The organism is Nocardia sp. PLKS1-43 (assembly GCF_059510335.1).
This window is the reverse complement of the sequence record NZ_JCAJZQ010000014.1, coordinates 144,546-167,502: the sequence shown is the minus strand read 5'-3', so window position 1 is coordinate 167,502 and position 22,957 is coordinate 144,546. Positions and strand designations below refer to the sequence as shown.

General features: G+C 68.8%; 18 protein-coding genes. 12 read left to right on the top strand and 6 right to left on the bottom strand.

Features of this window, described 5'->3' with window-relative positions; genetic code table 11:
• Positions 1 to 185: 185 nt before the first annotated feature.
• Positions 186 to 731, bottom strand: coding sequence for a TerD family protein (locus AC5WS7_RS34395; protein WP_495958802.1), 546 nt, complete (start codon positions 729 to 731; stop codon positions 186 to 188).
• 505 nt (positions 732 to 1,236) lie between these two features.
• Here AC5WS7_RS34395 and AC5WS7_RS34390 point away from each other — a divergent pair.
• Positions 1,237 to 2,949, top strand: coding sequence for a helix-turn-helix transcriptional regulator (locus AC5WS7_RS34390; protein ID WP_495958801.1), 1,713 nt, complete (start codon positions 1,237 to 1,239; stop codon positions 2,947 to 2,949).
• Positions 2,950 to 2,956: 7 nt separating this feature from the next.
• On the opposite strand, the gene AC5WS7_RS34385 is transcribed toward AC5WS7_RS34390, so the two are convergent.
• Positions 2,957 to 3,622, bottom strand: a complete 666-nt coding sequence (locus tag AC5WS7_RS34385) for a MerR family transcriptional regulator (RefSeq protein WP_495958800.1) — start codon at positions 3,620 to 3,622, stop codon at positions 2,957 to 2,959.
• Between the two features lie 260 nt (positions 3,623 to 3,882).
• Between AC5WS7_RS34385 and AC5WS7_RS34380 the strand changes: the two genes are divergently transcribed.
• The 9 genes from AC5WS7_RS34380 to AC5WS7_RS34340 all read left to right on the top strand — a co-directional run bounded on the left by AC5WS7_RS34380 (position 3,883) and on the right by AC5WS7_RS34340 (position 14,240).
• On the top strand, positions 3,883 to 4,350 hold the full coding sequence (locus AC5WS7_RS34380) for a hypothetical protein (protein WP_495958799.1): 468 nt from the start codon (positions 3,883 to 3,885) through the stop codon (positions 4,348 to 4,350).
• A gap of 139 nt (positions 4,351 to 4,489) precedes the next feature.
• A complete protein-coding gene (locus AC5WS7_RS34375; RefSeq protein ID WP_495958798.1) occupies positions 4,490 to 5,935 on the top strand; it encodes an MFS transporter in 1,446 nt (481 codons plus the stop codon).
• A 140-nt stretch (positions 5,936 to 6,075) separates the two neighbouring features.
• Positions 6,076 to 7,614 (top strand): amino acid permease, encoded by a 1,539-nt coding sequence (locus AC5WS7_RS34370; RefSeq protein ID WP_495958797.1) that lies wholly within the window; start codon positions 6,076 to 6,078, stop codon positions 7,612 to 7,614.
• A gap of 125 nt (positions 7,615 to 7,739) precedes the next feature.
• A complete protein-coding gene (locus AC5WS7_RS34365) occupies positions 7,740 to 10,166 on the top strand; it encodes a serine/threonine-protein kinase (RefSeq protein WP_495958796.1) in 2,427 nt (808 codons plus the stop codon).
• Between the two features lie 66 nt (positions 10,167 to 10,232).
• The gene (locus AC5WS7_RS34360; protein WP_495958795.1) at positions 10,233 to 10,964 is read left to right on the top strand and encodes a MerR family transcriptional regulator; all 732 of its coding nucleotides are present in this window, start codon (positions 10,233 to 10,235) and stop codon (positions 10,962 to 10,964) included.
• A gap of 216 nt (positions 10,965 to 11,180) precedes the next feature.
• Positions 11,181 to 11,795 (top strand): hypothetical protein, encoded by a 615-nt coding sequence (locus tag AC5WS7_RS34355; RefSeq protein WP_495958794.1) that lies wholly within the window; start codon positions 11,181 to 11,183, stop codon positions 11,793 to 11,795.
• A 300-nt stretch (positions 11,796 to 12,095) separates the two neighbouring features.
• A complete protein-coding gene (locus AC5WS7_RS34350; protein WP_495958793.1) occupies positions 12,096 to 13,223 on the top strand; it encodes a GAF domain-containing protein in 1,128 nt (375 codons plus the stop codon).
• A gap of 73 nt (positions 13,224 to 13,296) precedes the next feature.
• Entirely contained in the window at positions 13,297 to 13,824 is a 528-nt protein-coding gene (locus AC5WS7_RS34345) for a winged helix DNA-binding protein (protein ID WP_495958792.1), read from the top strand.
• 50 nt (positions 13,825 to 13,874) lie between these two features.
• On the top strand, positions 13,875 to 14,240 hold the full coding sequence (locus AC5WS7_RS34340; protein ID WP_495958791.1) for a WhiB family transcriptional regulator: 366 nt from the start codon (positions 13,875 to 13,877) through the stop codon (positions 14,238 to 14,240).
• On the opposite strand, the gene AC5WS7_RS34335 is transcribed toward AC5WS7_RS34340, so the two are convergent.
• Positions 14,204 to 17,095, bottom strand: a complete 2,892-nt coding sequence (locus AC5WS7_RS34335; protein WP_495958790.1) for an ATP-binding protein — start codon at positions 17,093 to 17,095, stop codon at positions 14,204 to 14,206. The two genes, AC5WS7_RS34340 and AC5WS7_RS34335, sit on opposite strands and share 37 nt — an antisense overlap.
• 254 nt (positions 17,096 to 17,349) lie before the next feature.
• Here AC5WS7_RS34335 and AC5WS7_RS34330 point away from each other — a divergent pair, with 254 nt between their 5' ends.
• Positions 17,350 to 17,892, top strand: coding sequence for a hypothetical protein (locus AC5WS7_RS34330; protein ID WP_495958789.1), 543 nt, complete (start codon positions 17,350 to 17,352; stop codon positions 17,890 to 17,892).
• A 193-nt stretch (positions 17,893 to 18,085) separates the two neighbouring features.
• Entirely contained in the window at positions 18,086 to 19,045 is a 960-nt protein-coding gene (locus tag AC5WS7_RS34325; protein ID WP_495958788.1) for an acyl-ACP desaturase, read from the top strand.
• Here the strand turns inward: AC5WS7_RS34325 and AC5WS7_RS34320 are convergent.
• The 3 genes from AC5WS7_RS34320 to glk all read right to left on the bottom strand — a co-directional run bounded on the left by AC5WS7_RS34320 (position 19,042) and on the right by glk (position 22,953).
• Positions 19,042 to 20,943, bottom strand: a complete 1,902-nt coding sequence (locus tag AC5WS7_RS34320) for an ATP-binding protein (protein WP_495958787.1) — start codon at positions 20,941 to 20,943, stop codon at positions 19,042 to 19,044. The genes AC5WS7_RS34325 and AC5WS7_RS34320 overlap by 4 nt on opposite strands.
• Before the next feature lie 313 nt (positions 20,944 to 21,256).
• Positions 21,257 to 21,871 (bottom strand): bifunctional 4-hydroxy-2-oxoglutarate aldolase/2-dehydro-3-deoxy-phosphogluconate aldolase, encoded by a 615-nt coding sequence (gene eda / locus AC5WS7_RS34315; RefSeq protein ID WP_495958786.1) that lies wholly within the window; start codon positions 21,869 to 21,871, stop codon positions 21,257 to 21,259.
• The gene (glk, locus tag AC5WS7_RS34310; protein WP_495958785.1) at positions 21,868 to 22,953 is read right to left on the bottom strand and encodes a glucokinase; all 1,086 of its coding nucleotides are present in this window, start codon (positions 22,951 to 22,953) and stop codon (positions 21,868 to 21,870) included. Before glk ends, eda begins: the two co-directional genes overlap by 4 nt.
• Positions 22,954 to 22,957 lie beyond the last annotated feature (4 nt).

Genomic DNA, 22,957 nt, shown 5'->3' with positions numbered 1-22,957 from the left:
CACATCGACCGGCTGTGCTGGCACGTGCGGGTTGCGAAAGGAGCACGCTCAGCAAAGCACGAGTTCGAAGTGGGTGCGACAAGGTCGCCGCACTGTATCCACACTGTTACAAGATCGTTTGTGAAGATGCGGCGTGTCCGGTGCGCGGCGCGTGTACCGGCCGCGACGAGCGGTGGTGGTGCCGATCAGGACAGGTAACGAGCGAGTTGCGGCATGGCCTCGCGTGGATGTTCCGCGGTGATGCCCTCGGCGATCTCGGTGTACTGCCAGCCCTCGTTCGTGCGCAGCAGGATGCCCATGATCATGCCGGTGTACGGCCCGCGCAGCATCGTCTGCCAAGTGATCTGGGTGCCGGACCGGCGGTCCAGGAGACGGCAGAAGCCGTTGCGGATCTTGTCGAAAGTCTGTCCGCTGTAACAGGTTACGAGCAGCGCGACACCGCTGATCCGGGTCGGCAGCCGGTCCAGGTCCAGGGTGATGATCTCGTCGTCGCCGCGCCCGTCGCCGGTGAGGTTGTCGCCGTGCAGACGCACCGCGCCGTCGCTGGAGATGAGCCGCTCGTGATAGACCGCCTCCACCAGTTGATCGCCGCTGAACAGCAGTGCCGCCGCGTTCAGGTCGATATCGGCCGGGCGTGAGCCGAACAGCCGCCACTTCGCCGCATCCCAGCCCAGGCCCATCGCGATATTGTCCTGCGGTGCGCCGTCCGCGGCGCGCAACGGAATCGGCACGACCCGCCCCTCTCGCGGGAACTTCCCGCATTCGACCCGATTGATGTTGTCCCACTGTAGGTGTCGCTCGCCGGGACGGCCACACGGCGGGGCTGCGGACCCGAAAAACATCTCCAGAGATGCAAATGGCCGCGCCGGAGGTGATGGAACCCGCGGACGCGGATCGGCCGGCGGCGCCGTGCGGCGGATCGATCCGGCGGCGGAACGACGCGCCGGAAACCGCTGCGCTGCGGGCGATCAGGATCGGCCGGAAACGGTTACCCGCTGGTCGCATCGGTAGTGCGACGATACTCGCCTGGCGCATTGCGTAGCGCAATTCCCAGGTGCGAGAGCATGATAGGTTCGGGCGCTCGTCGTCCCTTGTTGGGCTCATGTTTCTGCTGTGGCAATTTCGGTGGTGCATCGCGCGACATAAATCTATTGTGATGTAATTCGCGGGTGAACCGGCGGCTCGGCAGGGCTTGCGGCGCACTCGAAGTAGGTACGTGGGAGTGATGTACGCCGGATGACAGCGATCGAACCCCTGGAGCAGGCCGTCCACCTCGTCGGGCGCTGCGCGGAGATCGAGCGGATCGCCGCGCTGATCGACCGGGTCGCGGCCGGTGACCGCGGCGCCTTCGTGCTCATCGAGGGCGAACCCGGCATCGGTAAGTCCGCACTGCTGCATCACGTCGTCGGCATGGCCGCCGCGGAGCGGATCCGGGTTCTGTTCGGCGCGGCGACCGAGGCGGAACAGCCGATCCCCGGCGCTGCCATCGGTTCGTGTGTGGCGCTGGGCGATCGCGACGGCAGCGCGGCCGGGTACCGGCTGGGTGCCCGGTTCGAGGACGCCGGTGAAGGCCGCCCGGTCTCCGAGTTCGCCGTCACCGCCGCCATTTCCGAACTGCTGGGCCGATGGTGCGCCGACGGACCGGTGGCGATACTGGTGGACGACATCCATTGGGCCGACTCGGCGAGCCTGTCGGTGCTGCGCTGGCTGAGCGTCGCGGTGGACACCATGCCGCTGCTGGTCGTGGTGGCCATGCGCCCCTACCCGCTGGGGCCCGGCCTGCCGCGCCTGCTGTCGGAGTTCGACGCGGTTGGTGCGCGGCGAATGCCCTTGGGCCCGTTGGCCGATGCCGACGTCGCCCGGCTGGCGGCGAACTCGCTCGGCGCGCCACCCGAACCGCACCTGAACGCCCTGATCGCGGGTGCCGCCGGAAATCCGATGTACCTCACCGATCTGCTGAACGCACGTCCCGCGGCCGAGCCCGGCGCCGGACTCCCGGACGCGCTGTCGGCCAGGATCGCGCGTCGGCTGGACTTCCTGCCCGCATCGGCACGGCACACGCTCGAGGTGGCCGCCGCGCTGGCCCCGCGCATCGATCCGGTGAAACTCGCTGAGATCCTTGACATTTCGCTGATCGAGGTGTGGAACGAGATCCGCACCGCGGTCGAGGCGCGCGTGCTGGTGCACGACGGGGACGAACTGGTCTTCCGGCACGATCTGGTGCGCCGGGTCCTGGCCGAGCGGGTGTCCCCGTCGATCCGGACGACCCTGCGCCGGCACGTCGAGGTGGCCGGGCTGCATCTGGAGCGGATCGCCGCACCGGCCGCGACGGCGGGTGAATCGTCCGGTCGCCCGGTTCCGCCGGCGGCCGCGGTGGACAGGGTGGCCGAGCTCATCGAGGGCACGGTGGCCGCCGCGGCCGCGGAGTCACTGGTGGAGAGCCTGTCCACGCCCGGCGACCCGACCACCGTGCTGCTGTTCCGCGGCCTCGCCGACGGTGATGTGGACCGGGTCGCCGCGGCCGTGGCCGAATTCGCGCGATCGCAGCGGCCCCGATTCGCCGCGCTGGCCGGGGAGAATCTGGCCGAGATGCTGGTCCGCAGCGGGCGCACGGCGGAGGCCTGTGCCGCGCTCGAGGCGGCGGTGCGGTGTTACGAGGGTCTCGGCGCGGGTCCGGAGACCGCCCGGGCACAGGCCCGGCTGCGCGAACTGGGCGTGCGTCGCGGAGCGCGGGGCTCGCGCCGGCGGCCCAAGACCGGATGGGAAGCGTTGACCGCGACCGAGGACAAGGTCGCGGTGCAGGTGGCACAGGGATGCTCCAATGCCGAGATCGCCGAGAAGATGTTCTTGTCGCGGCGAACCGTGCAGACACATGTGTCGAACATTCTGTCCAAACTCGGGCTGCGCTCCCGGGTCCAGGTCGCGGTGGCCTACGCGCAGCGTCGATGAGCCGCGTTCACGGCATGCTCGGGCGCCGGGCGAAGGCGTGATCCAGCAGTTCGCCCAGTGTGCGCGTCACCGCGAGGCGGACGGCTTCGGTGGCGGATTCGATTCCGCCGCGCTCGTTCCCGCTGCGTCCGGAACGTTCGCGCGTCTGCCCGCCGCGGCGATGGAAGAGCTCTCCCACATGCTGTTCGGCGATCCGATCGCAGTCCGCGCGTAATCGTTCGATCAGCGCCAGCGCCTCGGCGGAGCTCAATCCGGCGTCGATGAGCCGGGTCGCCGGATCCGCGGGATTCGGGGCAGGGGCGCGATGGATCGCACGCGTCTGCGTATCGTCCGCCGCCGGCGCGGCATCGATGAGCGGGTTCGCGACCGGCTGCGGCCGAGTGACCGCCACGGTGGCCCGGTCCGGTGATTGTTCGGGCACGCCGAGCACCTCGGCGAGTCCGTCACCGCGATCCCACGCCTCGAGCAGTTCCCGGATACCGTTGAGTTTCATTCCGCGGCTCAGCAGGCGGCTGATCGTCTGCAGCCGGTGCAGGTGGGCGGACCCGTAGTAGCCGATGCGACCGCGAAGCTCGGGGGAGGGCAACAGTCCACGCTCGTGATACACCCGCACGCTGCGTACGGTGGTGTCCGCCACCCGTGCCAGCTCATCGATCGTGTACTCCGCCTGCACAGCCAGACCCCCTGGAAGCCCAACTCATCTCTCTATGTACCGCGATACAGCGGTTCCATGGTCAACGGTATGTCTCTGAAGACCATCCGTCAATGTACCGTTATTTGACGGCACAATCTATTGCTCTTCGCCCGATAGTGCGTTAGCGTTCGAGTACGGCGTTGTTCGCCGCTTCCGGGGACCGTTGATCGGCCCCGATGACGTCCCTCCCATGGACACGCCCGACCCGTGGCGTGCCCTCGGCACCCTCGGAGACGGCTGTGACCACTTTCGAAATCCCCGCGCGCACCGCGGGATCGCGTACGCCGACGCGTGACTCGGCGTCTTCATCCTCCGCTTTTCCGCCCGCGACGGCGCGGCGACCGTCCTGTGCGGAGGGCCCCAACGACTGGGACCTGGACGTCGGCACGCCCGATTCGTGGCGTGCCGCCGTGCGGATCTGCCAGGAGTGCCCGCTGCTGAACCAATGCGCGGAATCGGCTCGCGCACTGATAGACCGGGGAATGGGACCGCGCTCGATGATCTGGGCGGGCGTGGCCTACGACGCCGCCGGCCGGGTGCTGGACAACCTGGACCGGCATCGGATCGCGGCCGTCGATCACAAGCCGCCGCTGCGCATCATCCGGCACAGCGAACGGCCGCGGAGCGCGGAACGCGCATCGGTCGTGCCCCGGCGCCATCTCGTGCTCGGCCGAGGTTTGCGATCCGCCGGTACCGCCTGCGGCTGACCTAATACATTGGCACTGCGCAGTCGGCCACCGGACCACCGGAAAGCCGCTCGCGGCAGCCGAATCCGTCCGTTCACATCGAGGTGGCAGCACAGTGTCGACACCCAGCACTATCATTCGAAGTCTGGTCCCCGCGCGAATGGACCGGTTGCCGTGGGCCAGATTCCACTGGCTCATCGTCGTCGGTCTCGGGGTGTCCTGGATTCTGGACGGCCTGGAGATCCAGATCGTCTCCAGTATGGGTTCGCTGCTGCAGAACCAGCAGACCCTGCACCTGACGCACGGTGAGGTCGGTGCGATGGGGTCGTGGTATCTGGCCGGGCAGGTGGTCGGCGCGCTGTTCTTCGGCCGGATCACCGACAAACTCGGCCGCAAGAAGCTGTTCATCCTGACGCTGGCGATCTATCTGATCGGCAGCGGGCTGGCCGGCTTCTCGTGGGATGCGTGGTCGCTGTTCATCTTCCGGTTCATCGCGGGCACCGGAATCGGCGGCGAGTACACCGCGATCAACTCCGCGATCGACGAGATCATGCCCTCGCGGTACCGCGGCCGGGTGGATATCGCGATCAACGGAACCTATTGGGGCGGTGCGGCTCTGGGCGCCGCAGCCAGTCTGCTGCTGTACAACGAGCGCTACGTGCCGGTCGAATGGGGTTGGCGCATCGGCTTCTTCATCGGGCCGGTGCTCGGTTTCATCATCATCTTCCTGCGCCGCCAGATCCCGGAGAGCCCGCGCTGGCTGTTGACGCACGGCCGGGCCGCGGAAGCCGAACGCACCGTGTCCGAGATCGAGGAACACGTCCGCAGCAGGGGAGTGGACCTGCCGCCGGTGGACGAGAGCCAGGCACTCGAGATCGTCGAGCGCGACCGGGTGTCCTATCTGCAGATGGCGCGAATCTTCTTCGGGCGCTACCCGTCCCGGTCGTTCCTCGGCTTCACGATGATGGTGACCCAGGCATTCCTCTACAACGCCATCTTCTTCACCGAGGCGCAGGTCCTGACCCACTTCTATCACGTGCCCGACGATCACACCGGGTACTACTTCTTCCCGTTCGCGATCGGCAATCTGATCGGCCCGATCGTGCTGGGTCCGCTGTTCGACAGCATCGGGCGACGCAAGATGATCTGCGGGACGTACGTGCTCTCCGGTGCGCTACTTGCCCTGTCCGCCTGGGCATTCCACGCCGGCATCCTCAATGCCGCTACGCAGACCGCGTTCTGGTGCGTCATCTTCTTCTTCGCCTCCGCCGGTGCGTCCTCGGCCTATCTCACGGTGAGCGAGATCTTCCCGCTGGAGCTGCGCGGCCAGGCGATCTCGTTCTTCTTCGCCATCTCCCAGGGTGCGGGCGGCGTGCTGGCTCCGTATCTGTTCAGCCTCCTGGTGGGCGGGGCGGACAACCCGAGTATGGACCGGCTGCCGCTGGCGATCGGCTATCTCATCGGCGCCGCGGCGATGATCGTGGGCGGCCTGGTCGCCTGGTTCTTCGGTGTGGACGCCGAAGGCAAGTCGCTGGAGAACATCGCCGAACCGCTCTCCAAGGCGAACGCGGACGAGCTCGGGGATTCCGGCCGAGCGCGGGTCTGAGGCGCACCGTGGCCGGGGGCCGGGCGAGCACCATAGCTGCCCGGCCCGGCCCTCCGGTTTCCCAGCGATGGGATTAACGTGCCGATGTTTGGCGGTACATTGGACGGCGATATGATTTACGTCACCTGAAAGGCCGTGTCATGACAGCCGTCCACCCGCCCAGGTCGACCGCTCCGTCCGCAGGTCTGCATTATGAGGACGTCGGCTATCGCAAATCGCTACGCCCCAGGCAGCTACAGATGATCGCCATCGGCGGCGCCATCGGCACCGGGTTGTTCCTGGGATCGGCGGATCGGCTCGAACACGCCGGACCCGGGCTGTTCCTGGTGTACGCGGTGTGCGGCGTATTCGTCTTCTTCGTCCTACGGGCCCTGGGTGAACTCGTCGCGCACCGGCCGTCCTCGGGGTCGTTCGTGTCCTACGCGCGCGAGTTCTACGGGGAGAAGCTGGCTTTCGGCGTCGGCTGGATGTACTTCTTCCACTGGTGCATGACCGGCATCGTCGACATCACCGCCATCGCCACCTATGTGCACTACTGGGGTGCGACCCAGGTCATCCCGCAGTGGGCGATCGCGTTGGTGGCGTTGGTGATCGTGATCGCGTTCAATCTGGTCTCGGTGCGCTGGTTCGGTGAACTGGAGTTCTGGGTCGCGCTGATCAAGGTCCTGGCCCTGGTCGCCTTCCTGATCGTCGGCTCGGTCATTCTCGGCGGACACTTCACCATCCGAGGCCGGCAGACCGGATTCGGCCTGCTGGCCGAGAACGGCGGGTTGTTCCCGGTGGGTCTGCTGCCGCTGGTCACGGTCACAACCGGCGTGGTATTCGCCTATGCCGCAGTCGAATTGGTCGGCACCGCGGCCGGTGAGACGAAACATCCCGAACAGGTCATGCCCCGCGCGATCAATACGGTGATCGCGCGGATCGCGCTGTTCTACGTCGGCTCCCTGGTGTTGCTGGGTCTGTTGCTGCCCTACAGCGATTTCGTCGGCGGTGAGAGTCCGTTCGTGACCTTCTTCGCCGGACTCGGCGTGCACGGCGCGGGCACCATCATGAATCTGGTCGTATTGACCGCGGGTTTCTCCAGCCTGAACGCCGGACTGTATTCCACCGGGCGCATTCTGCGTTCGATGTCGGTGAACGGCAGCGCACCGGCCCTGGGGGCGCGCATGTCCGGTTCGGGCGTGCCCTACGTCGGCATTCTTGCCACCGGCGCGATCGCGCTGATCGGCGTGGGCCTCAATGCCGTGGTGCCGGACAAGGCATTCGAGATCGTGCTGAACATGTCGGCGCTGGGCACCATCACCGCGTGGTCGGTGATCGTGGCCTGCCAGCTGCGCCTGTGGCGCTGGAGCCGCAAGGGCCTGGCGCGGCGGCCGGCGTTCCGGCTGCCGGGCGCGCCGTGGACCGGCGTGCTGACGCTGGCGTTCCTGTTCAGCGTGGTCGTGCTGATGGCGGTGAGCGATGACGTCGTACAGCGCGGTGCGGTGATCGCGGTCGTGCTGGTCATGCTGCCGGTGCTGACGGCCGGGTGGCTGCTGGCCCGCAAACGCGCCGCCGATGTCGCCGCGACGTGGCGTGCGGTGAGCGCGCAGTCGCCGCACCTGCCCGAACCGACTGAGCCCGAACCGAATTCGCCGGAGCTGACCGTGGACGTGGTGGTCGAGACCGACCGGACCTGAGCGGCGCGGGATCCGGGCCAACACCCGGCAAGCATATTCCCACCGGAGGGAACAACTCCTCCACGACGATATCGATGGCGGACCAGAATGAGAGCCCGACTCACCAATGGGTACGAAAGGTTCCCATGCCCGAGCACTCCGAGGCGCCCGACCAACCGCTGCCGCACCCGTGGGCCAATCGGCGCATGCGCGGAAGCGAGCTGCCGCGGCGGTCGACGACTCACCCGTGGGCCACTCGGAGCCCGGTCCCGCCCGAGGGCCGGATACCTAATCCGATTCTGTCGGAACGCTTCTCGGCACAGCGTGCCCGCCCGGTGGCGCGCCGGCGCGACGAGGAGGATTTCGAACTCGAGTTGCTGGCCGAATCCGATTCGGCCGCGGTCGAAGCCGGCCTCGAGGCCGACACCGGCCGGGGATCGGGCCGCAGCGCACGGTCCCGGCCCAGTGTGCGCAAATTGGGCGGCGGGCTGGTGGAAATGCCCAAGGTGACTCCACTGGATCCGCGCGCCGCGGTGCTGACCGATCCCGAAGTGCACGAGGTCAAGCGATTCTGCTGGAAATGTGATGCGCCCGTGGGCCGCCGGACCGCGGACGGCCCCGGTGCGATCAGCGGCACCTGCGCGGCCTGTGGCTCCCCGTTCAACTTCCGGCCCACACTGGTGCCGGGCGAATTGGTCGCCGGACAGTACGAGGTCCAGGGCTGTCTGGCGCACGGTGGCCTGGGCTGGGTGTATCTGGCCGTGGATCGCAACGTCAGCGACCGCTGGGTGGTGCTCAAGGGGCTGCAGAACCCGCTCGATTTCGAGGCGCACGTGGTGGCCCTGGCCGAACGGCAGTTCCTGTCGGAGATGGCCTATCCGGGGATCGTGAAGATCCACAACTTCGTCAAGCACGCCTCCGCCGGTCGCGATGTGGCGGCCGGATACATCGTGATGGAGTACGTCGGCGGCCGGTCGCTCAAGAAGATGCTCGACGAGCTCGCGCCGGAGCGTATTCCGGTGGCCGAGGCGATCGCGTACCTGATGGAGGTACTGCCCGCGCTGGACTATCTGCATTCGTTCGGCCTGGCGTACAACGACCTCAAACCCGACAACATCATGGTCAGCGAGGACGAGGTCAAACTCATCGACCTCGGTGCGGTCGCCGCGCTCGACTCCTACGGAAGTATCTACGGCACACCGGGTTACCAGGCGCCGGAGATCACCGAGACCGGGCCCACCGTGGCCGCGGACCTGTACTCGGTCGGCCGCACCCTGGCGGCGCTGATGCTGGACCTGCCGGTCGAACGGGACGGCAACCTGGCCCCGGTCATCCCGTCGCCGGAGCAGGAACCGCTGCTGCGCCGCTACCCCGGGCTGCACCGATTGCTCTGCCGGGCAACCGATCCCGATCCGCGCCGGCGTTTTCCATCGGCCTATGCGATGTACTGTCAGCTGGTCGGCGTGCTGCGGATGGTGCTGGCGGTGGACAGCGGCCGCGAGCACCCCCAGGCCTCGGTCGAATTCGCTTCCATCCTCGGCGATTTCGGCATCGATACGCTCATCGGACAGACCGACCGCGTGATCGACGGCACGCAACGCATGCCGGAGGTGGAGGTGGCCGACGTGGTTGCCGCGCTGCCGGCCCCGCTGATCGATACCGAGGATCCCAGCGCGGAACTGCTGCTGCCGCTGCTGCGCGGTGACCCGCACCAGGTTCTGGATGCGTTGCGCCGTACCAGCGCCCGGATCGCGGCCGGGGTCGTGGCCGAACCGGAAACCTTCGAACTGGAGGGTGCGCTGGCCGCGGCGCAGGCCCATCTCGAGCTGGGTGACGTGGTGCAGGCCCGCGCACTGCTGGCCGAGCTGGCTCCCCGGCACGGCGACGACTGGCGCATCGAATGGCATCTGGGCGTCGCCGCACTGCTGGACGGCGATTTCGAACTGGGCTACCGGCATTTCGACACCGTGCACTCGATGGTGCCCGGTGAGATAGCCCCGCCGCTCGCGCTGGCGGCGGCCGCGGAGCTGATGTTGCAGCATCTGGACGAGCCGGGTGATCCCGACCGGCTGCACGATGCGGCGATGGAGCACTACCGCACGGTGTGGCGCACCAATCACGGCGTGGTCAGCGCCGCGTTCGGTTTGGCCAGGCGGCTGGCCGCGGACGGCGATCTGCTCGAGGCCGTCGCGGTGCTGGACGAGGTGCCCGCCGCGTCCCGGCATCACGCCATCGCGCAGATGACCGGTTCGCTGCTGCTGGTCTCGCGCCCGACCGCCGAGATCACCGAACGTGACCTCGACACCGCGGCCGCGCGGTTGTCGGCCCTGCCGGACGATCCGCGAACGCTGCAGTTGAAGGTGATCGTGGTGGGTGCGGCGGTGGAGTGGCTGCGCGCCGGCGCCCAGCCCGCGAAACTGCAACGCATCCTGGGATTCCCGGTCACCCCCACCGGCCTGCGGCAGGGCCTGGAATCGAGCCTGCGCGCACTGGCCCAGATCGCGCCCGACCGCTGGCACCGGTACCGGCTCATCGACCTGGCCAACCAGGTCCGTCCGCGCAGCTGGTGGTGACCGTCCTCGGCGGCGTACCCACCCGCGAAGATACCCGTGGGTATTTCGGTGTGGTTTCCTTTATGTATGGCGAGTGTGGAGTACACCATCGATGAGCTCGCGCGGGCAGCGGGTACGACGGTGCGCAGCCTTCGCGTGTATCACGAACGCGGCGTGCTGCCCTCACCGGAGGTTCGTGGCAGAACGGGGTTCTACGGGCCCGAACATCTGAATCGGGTGGCCACCATCAGCCGGTTGCTGGACCGCGGGATCAAACTCAACGGCATCCGCGAGCTGCTCGAGGCCTGGGATCGCGGCGATGACCTCGGTGACATCCTGGGCGTGATCGAGCCCGACGCGGCGCCGGAGACCGAACCGTCGTCCGACGACACGATCCCCGCCACCGAACTCGCGGAGCGGTACAGCAACGTCCCGCACGGCCTGGCTCGCGTGGTCGGGCTGGGCCTGTACGAGCCGGTGGACGCCGCGACCTATCGGGTGGTCGACGCGAAGCTGGTGCGCGTGGTCGAGCAGTTGACCGGCGTCGGACTGCCCGCCGAAGAGGTGCTCGCCGATCTGGAGAAGATGCGCACCGACTGCGACCGCATCGCGCGCCGGGTGGTGGAGCTGTTCCAGCGCACCGCGTGGACGCAGTATCAGGACTCCGAGCACGGCGCGGAGGACCTGGCGCACTTGACCGGGCAGCTCACCGCGACGCGGTCGGTCGCCGTGCAGACCGCCACCGAGCTGGTCGAGCGGTCCATCGCCAAATATCTCGACAGCGATACCGAACTGGCCGAAGTGCTCGCGCAAGGCTGAGTCCGGCGGCGTGCTCACCTCGCGGATCGTGCCGCGCGAGGTGAGCACACGGGTGTGAGCTGCTATCTCACACAGTCCCGAGATTCCCAGCGGTGGTAAGAGCACCAGTTTAATGTGCCGTTGTTCAGCGGTACATTAAATGAGTGATAAGCACTGCTCGCGAGATCGACGTCGCCGGGCAGCCCTTCTTATAAGACGTCGATGGACGGTACGAAGATGAATGTCTCGAAGCTCAACGGTGTTCAGCGGAATCCCTTCGGTTCCCGGTTTCTGACCTGCGTCGCGGTGGCGGTCGCGGTGTCGATCGGCTCGGCGGGTCTGGCGGGCGCGGCTCCCGGCTCCGGCGGCGGCGGGCACAGCAGCAGCGGTGGCGGCCACTCGAGTCCGGCCGGTACCTCGCACGCGGGTGTGAGTTCGCCGGGGTCGCACAACGGCGGGACGCCCAGCGCATACTCGGGCCCCTCGTACTCCTCGCCCTCGCACTCGTCGCCCTCCTACTCCGCGCCGTCGGATTCCTCCCTCTCGCGGCCCGCGCCGGCGCAGTCGGCTCCGAGCTCGAGCGGTCCCTCGCGCTCGGCCCTGTCGAATTCGATCCCGAACATCACTGTGCCGCACCGCTCGAACCCCGATTCCTCGACGCCGGCTCCGGCCGCGGAACTGGAACGGTCACTGCCGATTCCGGGACCGGGCGATTCCTTCAACCAGTGGCTGCGGGACGGCGCGATGCTGTGGAACATCATGGCTCCGCCCGTGCAGGCCGATCCGCAGAAGAGCGTGGCGCCCAACAACAGCCACGGCGGCTGCGACGCCACCCGGCCGCAGTGCGGCTGACGACGGGAAACGCTTCCCGAGCCTGGGAATCGGCTGTGCTTGTGCCGACGAGGATTGACGATACGGTGTCGGCAACATAGTTTCGATTTCAACAGTTGGTTGCGGTACCCCGCCGCCACCACGCCGTGCGTGACCGATGCGACGTGACACTCGTATCGCTCGGGCGCGGAGCGGCCCCCGAAACTGGTGTCTTGCCTGTTCGGCCGTGTTCGTGGTGGCGGAACCTTCCGCGCGGAAATTTTATTCGTCTACGTATCTTGGCGGATGTTTCGGCGATCGCCGCGGGGTTGCATTCTTCATATGGGGTCGTTTGAAATGCCGCGCAGCAACCCGTGGCTTACGGTGGAGATGTTGGCGCCCGAAGGCATGTCGGCGGCGTCGGTCGGCGGACAGGCTCGGCAGTTCGCCGGCTGGCAGCGCGTGGTGCAGCGGTTGATGGCCAAGATGCCCTCCGCCCACGGTCTGTCCACCAGCAATGCCTGCGAGGCGCTCACGACCGCGGCCCGTGATGCGGTCGAGGTGGACCTGCGGGTGCCCACCGATGCCGGCCCGCACCGGATGCTCGCCCGTCCGGTGCTCGGGCCCGGCGGCGATGTACACGCGGTGCGGTTGTGGATCGGGCCGGTCGGCGTGCGGGTGCCGATTGCGACTCCCGCGGTGGGCGGGATCTGGGATCTGGCCTCGCAGACGATCCGGCTGCCCGCCGGGGTGACCGAACTGAGCGGGATGTCGCCGGCGGACTACGCGCCGACGATGTCGATCGCGGAGCTGTTCCATCGTTGGACCGGCTTCGACCGGCATGCCGAGGTTCTGGATCTGCTCTACGACCCGAATCCGGGCGCGAGCCTGCAATTCGATGTGACGGTGGGCATTTCGGCCCGCTGGCTGGTCTCCATGCGGGCTCGCGACGACCGGCGCACCAACGGCGCGTGGCTACTGATCGAAGATGCCGGACCGGTCGATCCCGGTGCGCAGGTGACCACGCTGGAGCGCGTCGCGCTGCGCGAGGCGCACCGTCGCGCCGGAACCCATCTGGGCGTATTGCAGGTGGACCACGCCAGCATCTCGCACTGGCTGACCGATCCCGCGCCCTGGGTGCGCTGGGACAATCTGGCGTCGCCGGTCGAGGTGTTCCATCCGGACGATCGCGCACAGCTGGCCGCCGTGGCCGAACGGCTGCGATCCGGTTCGGCCGCGACGGTCACGCTGCGAGTGCTGAACCATTGCGGCGGTTACACTCCCGCGTCGCTGGCGCTGTATCCGTATCCGGGGTACTCGGCGCGGCATCTGGCCATCGCCGAATTCGTGCGCGCCGCGCTGCCCGAGGAGGCAGTACCGGTCAAACCGGCTCGGATGGTCGTGGAGCGGTCGCGATGCCGCACGACGATGACCGAGGAGGCCGGTTCCGCCCGGCAACGCATCTCCTGACGCGACCGCTGTCCGGTGATGGATTGTCATAGCAGGTGAGCATGGTCATCGCGCAGATGTATCATCGGTCACTATGAATGTCGCCGAACTGCATCGGCTGGTTCGCGTGCTGCGCGAGATCGCGTCGAGTGCGACCGTCTGCTCCGGTGAGCAACAGTTGTCGGCCGGGATGGTGGCGATCGTGCAGGACGTCACCGCCCATCCGGACTCGGCCATCGGCGATATCGCGGAGCGAACCGGCCTTGCGCAGAGCTTCGTCTCGAAAACCGTTGTACGCCTGCGGGAAAGCGGTGTCTTCGAGGTATCCCAGGATCCCCGCGACGGCCGCCGCACCCTGGTCGCGGTCCACACCGGCAGCGTCGCGGGCAAACAGGTTCCCGACACCTCGGTGCCCGTCGAGGATGGGGTGCGCGCGGTCTTCCCGGATCTCACCGATGCACAGATGAACCGGATCATGTTGGGGCTGAGCGTACTTGCCGACGAAATTCTCGGAGACCGCACGCCCGAGCCGCAGGTGTCCGGCCGCCGCTCGCCTGACCGGATCCCGTCACGTTCCCCGGGATACGCGAATCCGGCTGCCCGCGAGGGCATTTCCCGATAACGGGAAGATATCGGAATCGGCCTTTCCCGGGATTTCGGTACATTCGGGCCATGCTCGCCGCATTCCCCGATATCGGGCGCTACTATCCCTCGACCTCCGAAGCGTGGGAATGGCAGCTCGACGGGCATTGTCGCGGAGTGGATTCGGAGGTTTTCTTCCACCCGGACGGTGAGCGCGGGCGGGCGCGCGCCGAACGCGCGTACCTGGCCAAGCGGATCTGCCGCGGCTGTCCGGTGCTGGAGCGATGCCGGGAGTACGCACTCGCGGTCGGGGAGCCGTTCGGGGTGTGGGGAGGAATGACCGAGGAGGAGCGGCGGACCCTGCTGGAGACCGCCCGGGCGTCGCGCTTACGCGCCGAATGGCCGATGCACCGCGGTGCTCATCGAGCTTCCCGGGGCAGAGTTCCATTGGCGTGACCGATGGCGATCTGCACGCGTGAGGTGAAATCGAGTTTGGCCAGAATGCTCGACACATGTGTCTGCACCGTTCGCCGGGACAGCAGCATCTGCGCGGCGATCTGCGAATTCGACAAGCCCTCGGTGACGAAATCGGCGACCCGGCGTTCGGTGGGAGTCAGTGCGGCCCAACCGGACTTCGGCCGGTTGCGCGGACCGCGACGGCCGTGCCGCAAACCCAGGCCGCGCAGCCGTGCGTCCGCGCGCGCGACGGCCCACCGGGCGTCCATGCCGGAGTACAGTTCGACCGCCGAATCCGACGCCGAGCGCGCGGCGTCCGTGCGGCCTGCCTGCGCGTACACTGCGGCCAGGTTCTCGTAGGCGTGCGCGGTGTAGAACGGCCGTCCGGCCGCGCCGAACAGTTCGGCCGATTCGGTGAGCAGGGCCGGATCCTGTTGCGCCAGACCGGTACACAGCAGCGCGGTCGCATGCCGGGATTTGGTCGTGACCCGCTCGTCGGACCGCTGCGCGGCGTCCGCGATCGCCCGCAGGTCCGCCGGGCGTTCGGTGATCGCCGCCAGCCGGGCCATCTCCGGATAGATGTGATAGAGCGTGATCTCGGTCCACGGCGACTCGACCTGCGCGCAGGTGGCCAGCAGCAGATCCAGCGCCTCTCCGGGGCGCCGGTCGCGTTCGAGGGCCACCGCCCGCGCCCACGCGCGCACGTGCAAACCGGTGCGTCCGGCGATGTCGTCGATCAGCGGCGGTATGGAATCCGGTGTGCCGGTGAAGGTTCCGCGGTAGACGTCGATCAGGGCGAGCAGGCTCGGCGCGACCCGTGCATAGCCGAACACGTCGGCGGTGTTGTGACACCGCTGCAGCGTGACCGCCGCGTCGTCCCAGCGGCCGCTGGTGAAATGCAGTTTGCCCAGCGCCAGCAGATTCGCGGTCTGCATCGCGCCGCCGCTGCGCTCCTCGTAATCGACTGTGGTGGTGAGGATTTCCTCGGCCCGTTCGGGCTGGTCGAGTTCCATCAGGCACTGGCCGCTGACCAGGTACGGATTGAAGTGCCCGAATGTGCTGCGGCCCTGGCTCAGGGCCTCGTACTGCCGGATCAGATTGTCGCCCAGTTCGAGACATTCCTCGAGCCGGCCCTGGTAGTACCGGACCAGCCCGAGCGCGAACTGGGCCATGCCGATCGCGACCGGGTCGGCGAGTTCGAAGCCCAGGGTCCGGGCGCGGTCGGCTGCCCGCTCCGCGTCGTCGAGCCGATCCAGCAGATGCGAGACCACGGCCAGTACGCCCTGGTGCCGCGCCTCGCGGATCGGCGTCGCGCCCTCGCGTACCGCTGTGGTCGAAACCTCGTGCGCGGCAGCGACTTTGCCCTGTGCGAGACAAGCCTGCGAGAGCAGCCACAGGAAGTCCCCCCGCCGGCGTTCCCCGGGCTCGGGCAGTCGCTCCAGGGCCTCGCGCGCCGCGCGCTCGGCCTCGGCCGCCCGTCCGCTCCACAGCAGGGCGCGCACCAGCAGCAGTCGCAACCGATTCGTGGCGGGCGCCTGCGGATCGGAGGCGATGGTCGTGTTCAGCAGTCGAACCGCGCTCTCGGGCGCGCAGATCATCAGCCGGTTGGCCGAGGCGAGCAGCCAGTCGATACTCGGTCCATCCAGTTTCACCCCGGCCGAAATCAGATATGCCGCAATGCGTTCGATCGGCCCGTCCGCGGCGATCAGCGTCTGCGCGGCATGCCATTGCAGACTGGCGCGGGTGGCCCCGGGCACCTGGTCGGCGAACACCCGGCGGATCAGATCGTGCCGGAAGACGAGCCCGGTGCGCCCGGCGATCAGCACCCCGACCTCGGTTGCCACGGCCACGATCTCGTCGATCTCCGCGGCCTCGGCCCCCAGCACGCTGGTCAGTTCGCCCGCCTCGACGCCCGAGCCCAGGGCGGCCGCGAGCGAGAGCACCCGTTGCGCGTTCGTCGGCAGATAGTCCAGGCGGCGCAGGATGGCCTCGGTCAGCGAGTTCGGCAGGTGCGGATCGGTCCCCGCGCCGGGCGCGCCCGCGGCGAGGTCCACCGTTCCGTCGGCGGCGGTCGTGAGCTGCCCGGCCTGCCGCAGTCCGGCCACCAATTCGGTGATGAACAAGGGATTGCCGGCCGCCCAGGTGAGTGCGCGGGCCAGCCCGGGGCCGACCGGCGCGCCGAGTACGCGCGCGGCGAGTTCCGCGCCGTCCGGTTCGTCCAGCGGTTCGAGTCGCACGTGGGCCGCGCCCGCCGCGGTGACCCGCTCGATCATCTCGGTCACCGGACCCTCGCGCGGTAGCGGGCGCACCGCGAGCACGATCAGCAGCGGCAGCTCGTCGATCAGTTCGGCGAGACGTTCGAGCGTGCGCAGAGTGGCCGGATCCGCCCAGTGCGCGTCGTCCACGACGACCGCGACCGGGCCTGTGGCGCAGAGCCGTTCGACGATCTCGGCGAAGGCGTCGATCACCGAGTTCTCCCAGCCGATCGCATCGCCCGCGGCGGTGTTCTCCCCGCGCAGCAGCGCGCGCGAGCGGTCGATCAGCTCCGCCGGGACCTCGTCGGCGAACCAGTCGGCGGCCGACCAGGTCCGGGTGGCGGCGAACGGCGTGCGCATCTCCAATTCGCTGGCGGCGCAGGTCAGTACCCGCATGTGCACCTGGCCCGCCGACCCGAGGATCTGGTCGAGTACCGAGGTCTTGCCCACCCCGGGTTCACCGTCGATGATCAGGACGCCGCCGCGTCCGATGACCGTCTGGGCGAGCCGCTCGGCAACGACGATCAGCTCGCGCTCGCGGCCGACCAGGCGACGATCGTGCGTGTCAACCTCGTTGCCGCCATGGGAAACGTCCGACATACCAACTCCAGCTCGTGCCAGCGCTCGATATTACTCACCGACGATCCGCGCGCCGAACATTCGGTCACTGTTCGCTTTTCGCGTACGGAGTGTCGCATTTGCCCGAGTCGGCGTGCCGCTGCGGCCTCCGAGCTCTTCCCGCTCATGAGAATTCCGCAAACAATGTGCCGTTGACTAACGGTACATTATCTCTCGTGACGAGTCCCGGAGTTCGACCTCCGGGCAGCAGCGACCCGCACATGAAGGAAGCGGTAATGAGCAGAATCAACGGACCTGTGTCCCAGCGGTTCCGGGTAGCCATCCGGGCGGGCCTGTGTGCCCTGGCCGCGATCACCGCGACCGGACTCGGCGCGGGCAGCGTCCCGGCGGCGCACGCGGACGCCACCGGTATGCCGTGCCTGTGGGCGGGCAACAGCTACCGGCAGGGGCAGGTGGTGTACGCGGGAGGCTACGCCTTCAGCTGTCATATGGATGCCTTCGGCGTGGCGCACTGGAACAAGGACGGTGCGTCGGGACATCACAGCACCGTGTCCAATCCGGGCGCGACCGGCAATCCGGCCGGTAGCTTCAGCCCCGGCGCCTGGCAGCCCGGAACCTCCTACAACGACTACTGCGTCGGCAATCAGCTGATCGAGGGCAGTGCCGACATCTACACCGCGGTCACCGACAACAACGGCATGTTCGTGTACTGGCGATCGGTCGGGCCGATCTCCTGGTGGACCTTCGACTCCGGTGTCCGGCCGCCGTCGGCGAGCTGGCGGTCGTCCAGCCTGTGCCAGGACGGCGTGCTGACCTGATCCGCGGCGCGCTCGCGCCGCCGCTCAGGGGCGTGCCGGAGCCGCCATTTCTCGAGTCTTCACAGCTCGGCCACAGGTTGGGCACAGTGCACTGATAGCGCATCATCGTCTACTGAATCGGTCGCCGGCGTATTTCGCCGGCGACTTCGACAGGTGCACCACATCACGACATGACGAGGGAAAGGCTCCGCATATGGCCCGGGATCTGACGCAGCTGGAAATTCTCACCGAACTCGAGCCCGTCGCCGAGCAGAACCTCAACCGGCATCTGTCGATCGCCAAGGAGTGGCATCCGCACGACTACGTGCCGTGGGACGCCGGGCGCAACTTCGCGGCGATGGGCGGTGACGACTGGGATCCGTCCCAGTCGTCACTGGGCGAGGTCGCCAGGGCCGCGATGATCACCAATCTGCTCACCGAGGACAATCTGCCCTCGTACCACCGCGAGATCGCCGAGAACTTCTCGATGGACGGCGCGTGGGGCACCTGGGTGGGCCGCTGGACCGCGGAGGAGAACCGGCACGGGATCGTCATCCGGGACTACCTGGTGGTCACCCGGGCGGTGGATCCGGTTGCGCTGGAACGGGATCGGATGATCCACATGACCAACGGCGCGCAGTCCCCGGACGATTGGGGCGGATTCCTGGAGAACGTCGCCTATGTGACGTTCCAGGAGCTGGCGACCCGCGTCTCGCACCGCAACACCGGTCGGGCCTGCGACGATCCGATCGCCGACCGGATGCTGCAGCGCATCGCCACGGACGAGAACCTGCACATGATCTTCTACCGCAACCTGTGCGCGGCCGGGCTGGATCTGGTGCCGGACCAGCAGATCGAGGCGATCACCCGGATCGTGACCAATTTCGTGATGCCCGGATACGGCATGCCGAACTTCCGTCGCAACGGTGTGATCATGGCCAAACATGGCATCTACGATCTGCGCCAGCACCTCGAGGAGGTCGTGCGGCCGGTGCTGAAGATCTGGGATGTGTTCGGCCGCAACGACTTCGGCCCGCGCGGTGAGCGCGCCCGGGACGAGCTCGCCGCTTTCCTGGAGAAATTGGACCGCGACGCCGGCAAGTTCGAGGAGCAGCGTGACCGGCTGCTGGCCCGCGAGGCAGCACGGCCGACCCGGGTGCGGACCGCCGTCTAACCATCCTGCGGTGATCTGTCCGGACTCGGCAGGCGCACCGTGAACACCGTGTCGCCGGGCTCGCTGGTCACCGTGATGTCGCCGCCGTGCGCCCGCACGACGGCGCTGGCGATGGCCAGGCCCAGACCGGTACTGCCGGTGTGCCGCGAGCGCGAGGAATCGCCGCGGGCGAAGCGCTCGAAGATCTCCGGCACCAGCTCCGGCGGGATGCCCGGTCCGGTGTCGCGCACCCGCCACCGCACACCGCCGGTGTCGCCGGATTCCAGCGAGGTGGTCACCACGGTGCCGGGCCCGGTGTGCACGCGGGCGTTGGTCAGCAGGTTCGCCAGCACCTGATGCAGGCGCGCGGCATCGCCGATGATCTCGACCGGTTCGTCGGGCAGGTCCAGGTCCCACTGGTGGTCGGCCCCGGCGATATGGGCGTCGTTGACCGCGTCGACGGTGATCTGGGTGAGGTCGACCGGTTCGTGCTCGAGCGGGCGGCCCGAATCCAGTCGCGCCAGCAGCAGCAGATCCTCGACCAGACCGGACATCCGGTTGGCCGCGGCGTCCACCCGGCCCATCGCGTCGGCGACCGCGGCGGGCACCGCATCGCTGTCGCGCCGGGCCAGTTCGGTGTAACCGCGGATGGCGGCCAGCGGGGTGCGCAGCTCGTGACTCGCGTCGGCGACGAACTGGCGCACGCGAGTCTCGCTGGCGTAGCGGGCCGACAGCGCGCCGGTGATGTTGTCCAGCATGCGATTCACCGCCGCGCCGAGCCGGCCGACCTCGGTTCGCGGATCGGCGTCCTGGGCCGGAACCCGAACGGGCAGTTCGACTTCGCCGCGATCCAGCGGCAGATCCGCGACCCGGTACGCGGTCGCCGCGACCCGGTCCAGCGGCGCCAGCGCGCGGCGAATCAGCGTGATGCCCACCGTGATCGCGATCAGCAGCACGATCGCGGCCACGATCAGCAGCACCACCAGCACCCGCAGCAACGTCGCGTCGACCGGCGCCATGGACAGCCCCGTCAGAACGATCCGGCCGTCGTCGGGACCGGGCTCGGCCACCACTCGATACCTGCCCAGGCCGTCCAGGTGCATGGTCCGCGGGCTGCCGTTGGCGGAGACCGCGGCGAGCCGGCGTTCGGCGGTATCGCTCAGCGCGGTCCGATTGCCGTCCGAACCGAGCTTGCCGACCGCGGTGATCGTGTGCCCGTCGATGATCGCCCCGATCTCATCGGGTGGCACTCCCGGCCGGGACAGGAAATCGGGACCGGGGCCGCTGCCCGGCGTGGGCGTCGACGTCGGTGCGGCCTGCGGCGCCCGGGTGTTCGTCGCCGACGGACCTGTCGTGGCGGCGGTCGACGGTCGATGCGCTGTCGTCGTCGGCTGCGTGGCGGGCGGCGCCTGCGCAAGCGGGGATCGCCGTGCGTCGACGGATGATCCGGTCGGCGGGGAAGGTTGCGTGCCAAGCGGATTCGGCGCAGTGTGGGCGGGTTGAGCGGCGGACGGTCCGTGCGCCCCGGAGAACGGTTGCGTGCCCGAGCCCGATTGCGTGACGCCGGGGGGCCGGAGCGGGCGAGGGCCCGGCGGCCCGGGCGGCGTGCCCCGCGATGCCGGCCCGGACGGTGGCGCCGTCGAGTCCGCGCCCGGCGGCGGTGGATTCGCACCGGCGTCGGACGGGGGCGGCCCGAGGAAGGGCGGCGGCCCCGCGACGGCCATCTGGGCGCGATTCTGCGCGCCTGCCAGCTGGCCGTCCAACTGGTCCACCAGGAACTGTTGCAGCGCGAGTTCGGTCGCCACCCCGATACCGATCACCACTGTCACCAACAGCAGCAATTGCCCGGCCAGCAGCCGCGCCCGCAGGGACCAGGGGCGCGGACCGGCCGGTCGGTCGGAGGATGCGGCGGTGATCACCGCACGGATTGTCCCATCAGCCCGTGGAGTGCTCGCCCGGTGGTCGACGACGTCGCACACGGCGGCCGCGCGGCCCGGCGCGCGGGCCGCCCCGCGAGCACCTTCCCAGGTCCCGAGTCGGAACGGCAGAGCGTCACATGCATGACGTCGAGCCGGCGCGGGGCAGCGTGGTCCCCGGTGAGCCGGTCGCCTCGGCCTCGAACCGCACAGCGCAGAGTTGGTTGATGTGGCCGGGAGCGGATATGTGGCCGGGGCTCCGGTGCACATTGGCGGGGTCGGGTCGGCGAGCAACCGGCTTCATGCCGACCCGCGCTCACTCCCGCAGGGTCGTGGTCGCCGCGGCCGCCTCCCGGATACCGGGCCAGTCGGCGGCGGCGAGGGCGGCGGCGGGGGTGAGCCAGGAGCCGCCGACGCAGCCGACGTTGGGCAGGGCGAGGTAGTCGCGGGCGGTGCTGGGGGTGATGCCGCCGGTCGGGCAGAAGCGGGCGTGTGGGAGGGGACCGGCGAAGGCGCGCAGAGCCGTTGTACCGCCGGATGATTCGGCGGGGAAGAATTTCATCTCGGTGATGCCGCGTTCCAGCACGGCGAGGACCTCCGAGATGGTCGCGACGCCGGGCAGAAACGGCAGGCCGGTGTCGGCGAGGGCGTCCAGCAGATTCGGGGTGGTTCCGGGGCTCACCAGGAAGCGCGCCCCGGCGGCCACCGCGGCCTCGACCTGCAGCGGGGTGACCAGGGTGCCCGCACCGACGACCATCTCGGGAACCTCGGCGGTGATGGCCTCGATGGCGGGCAGCGCGGCATTGGTGCGCAGGGTGATCTCGATGATGCCGACGCCGCCGTCCAGCAGCGCGCGGGCCAGGGGAACGGCGCGTTCCGGGTCGTCCAGCACGACCACGGGGACGACCGGTGCGATATCGAGGATGTTCATGCGGGCTCCGGGATGAGTCGGTGCTGCTCGAGCGCCACGGCGGCGCCGCGCAGCGCGGGTGTGGGTGCCACGATGAGTTCGGTGGCCACGGGGTCGAGATAGCCTGTGATCGAACGGTTTCCGGTGAATCGAGCGCGGAAGTCGCTGTCGGCGAGGAAGTCCACGATGCCGGGCAGGATGCCGCCGCCGAGCAGCACTCCGCCGCGCGCACCGAGCGTCAGCGCGACGTTCCCGGCGAATGCGCCGAGCACGCCACAGAACATCGAAAGCGCTTCGCGGGCAACGGCGTCGGTGCCACGCCGACCCGCGGTGCACACCTGCTCGGGCTGCGCCAGCGCGGGTGCGACCCCGTGCACGACACACAGCGCCCGGTACAGCCGCCCGAGGCCGGGCCCGGACAGCACGGTCTCGGCGTCCACGACCGGATGCTGTTCGCGCAGCACGCGGGCGACCTGCGCCTCCTGCTCGGTCTCCGCCGGCAACCCCGCGTGTCCGCCCTCGCCGGGAATCGCGACCCAGCGCTCCCGCACCCGCATCAGCCCGCTCACGCCCAGGCCGGTCCCCGGTCCGATCACGGCCATCGGCTCCCCGGGCCACCGCACGCCGCCGCCGATCCGCACGAAGGCCGAATCCGGTAGCTCCGGTACGGCCAGCGCCAGCGCGGTGAAATCGTTGATCAGCTCGAGCCGCCCCAAGCCCAGCCGCATCCGGCTCTCGGAGATCGAGAAGTCCCAGTGCGCGTTGGTGAGCCGGAACCGGTCGCCGCGCACCGGCCCCGCGACCGCGGCACAGGCCATCGCCGGACGGCCGACCGCCGGGATACGGTCGAGGTAATTCTCCACCGCCGCAACGAGGTCCGGATAGTCCGCGCAGCGCAGGATGCGCACCTCGGATGGCTCGCCCCCGGATTCGGCAACCAACCCGAACCGGGCATGAGTACCACCGATATCGGCGACCAGCCACGGTTCGCAGGCGCCGGGCGCGCGAGTCGTCATCGCGTTCTCGGCTCGGGGTGTGTGCCGCGACAGTGGCGGATCGGCCGTGGCGGGCATGTTGTCCCGCACGTTCGGCTGACGGGTCACGGGT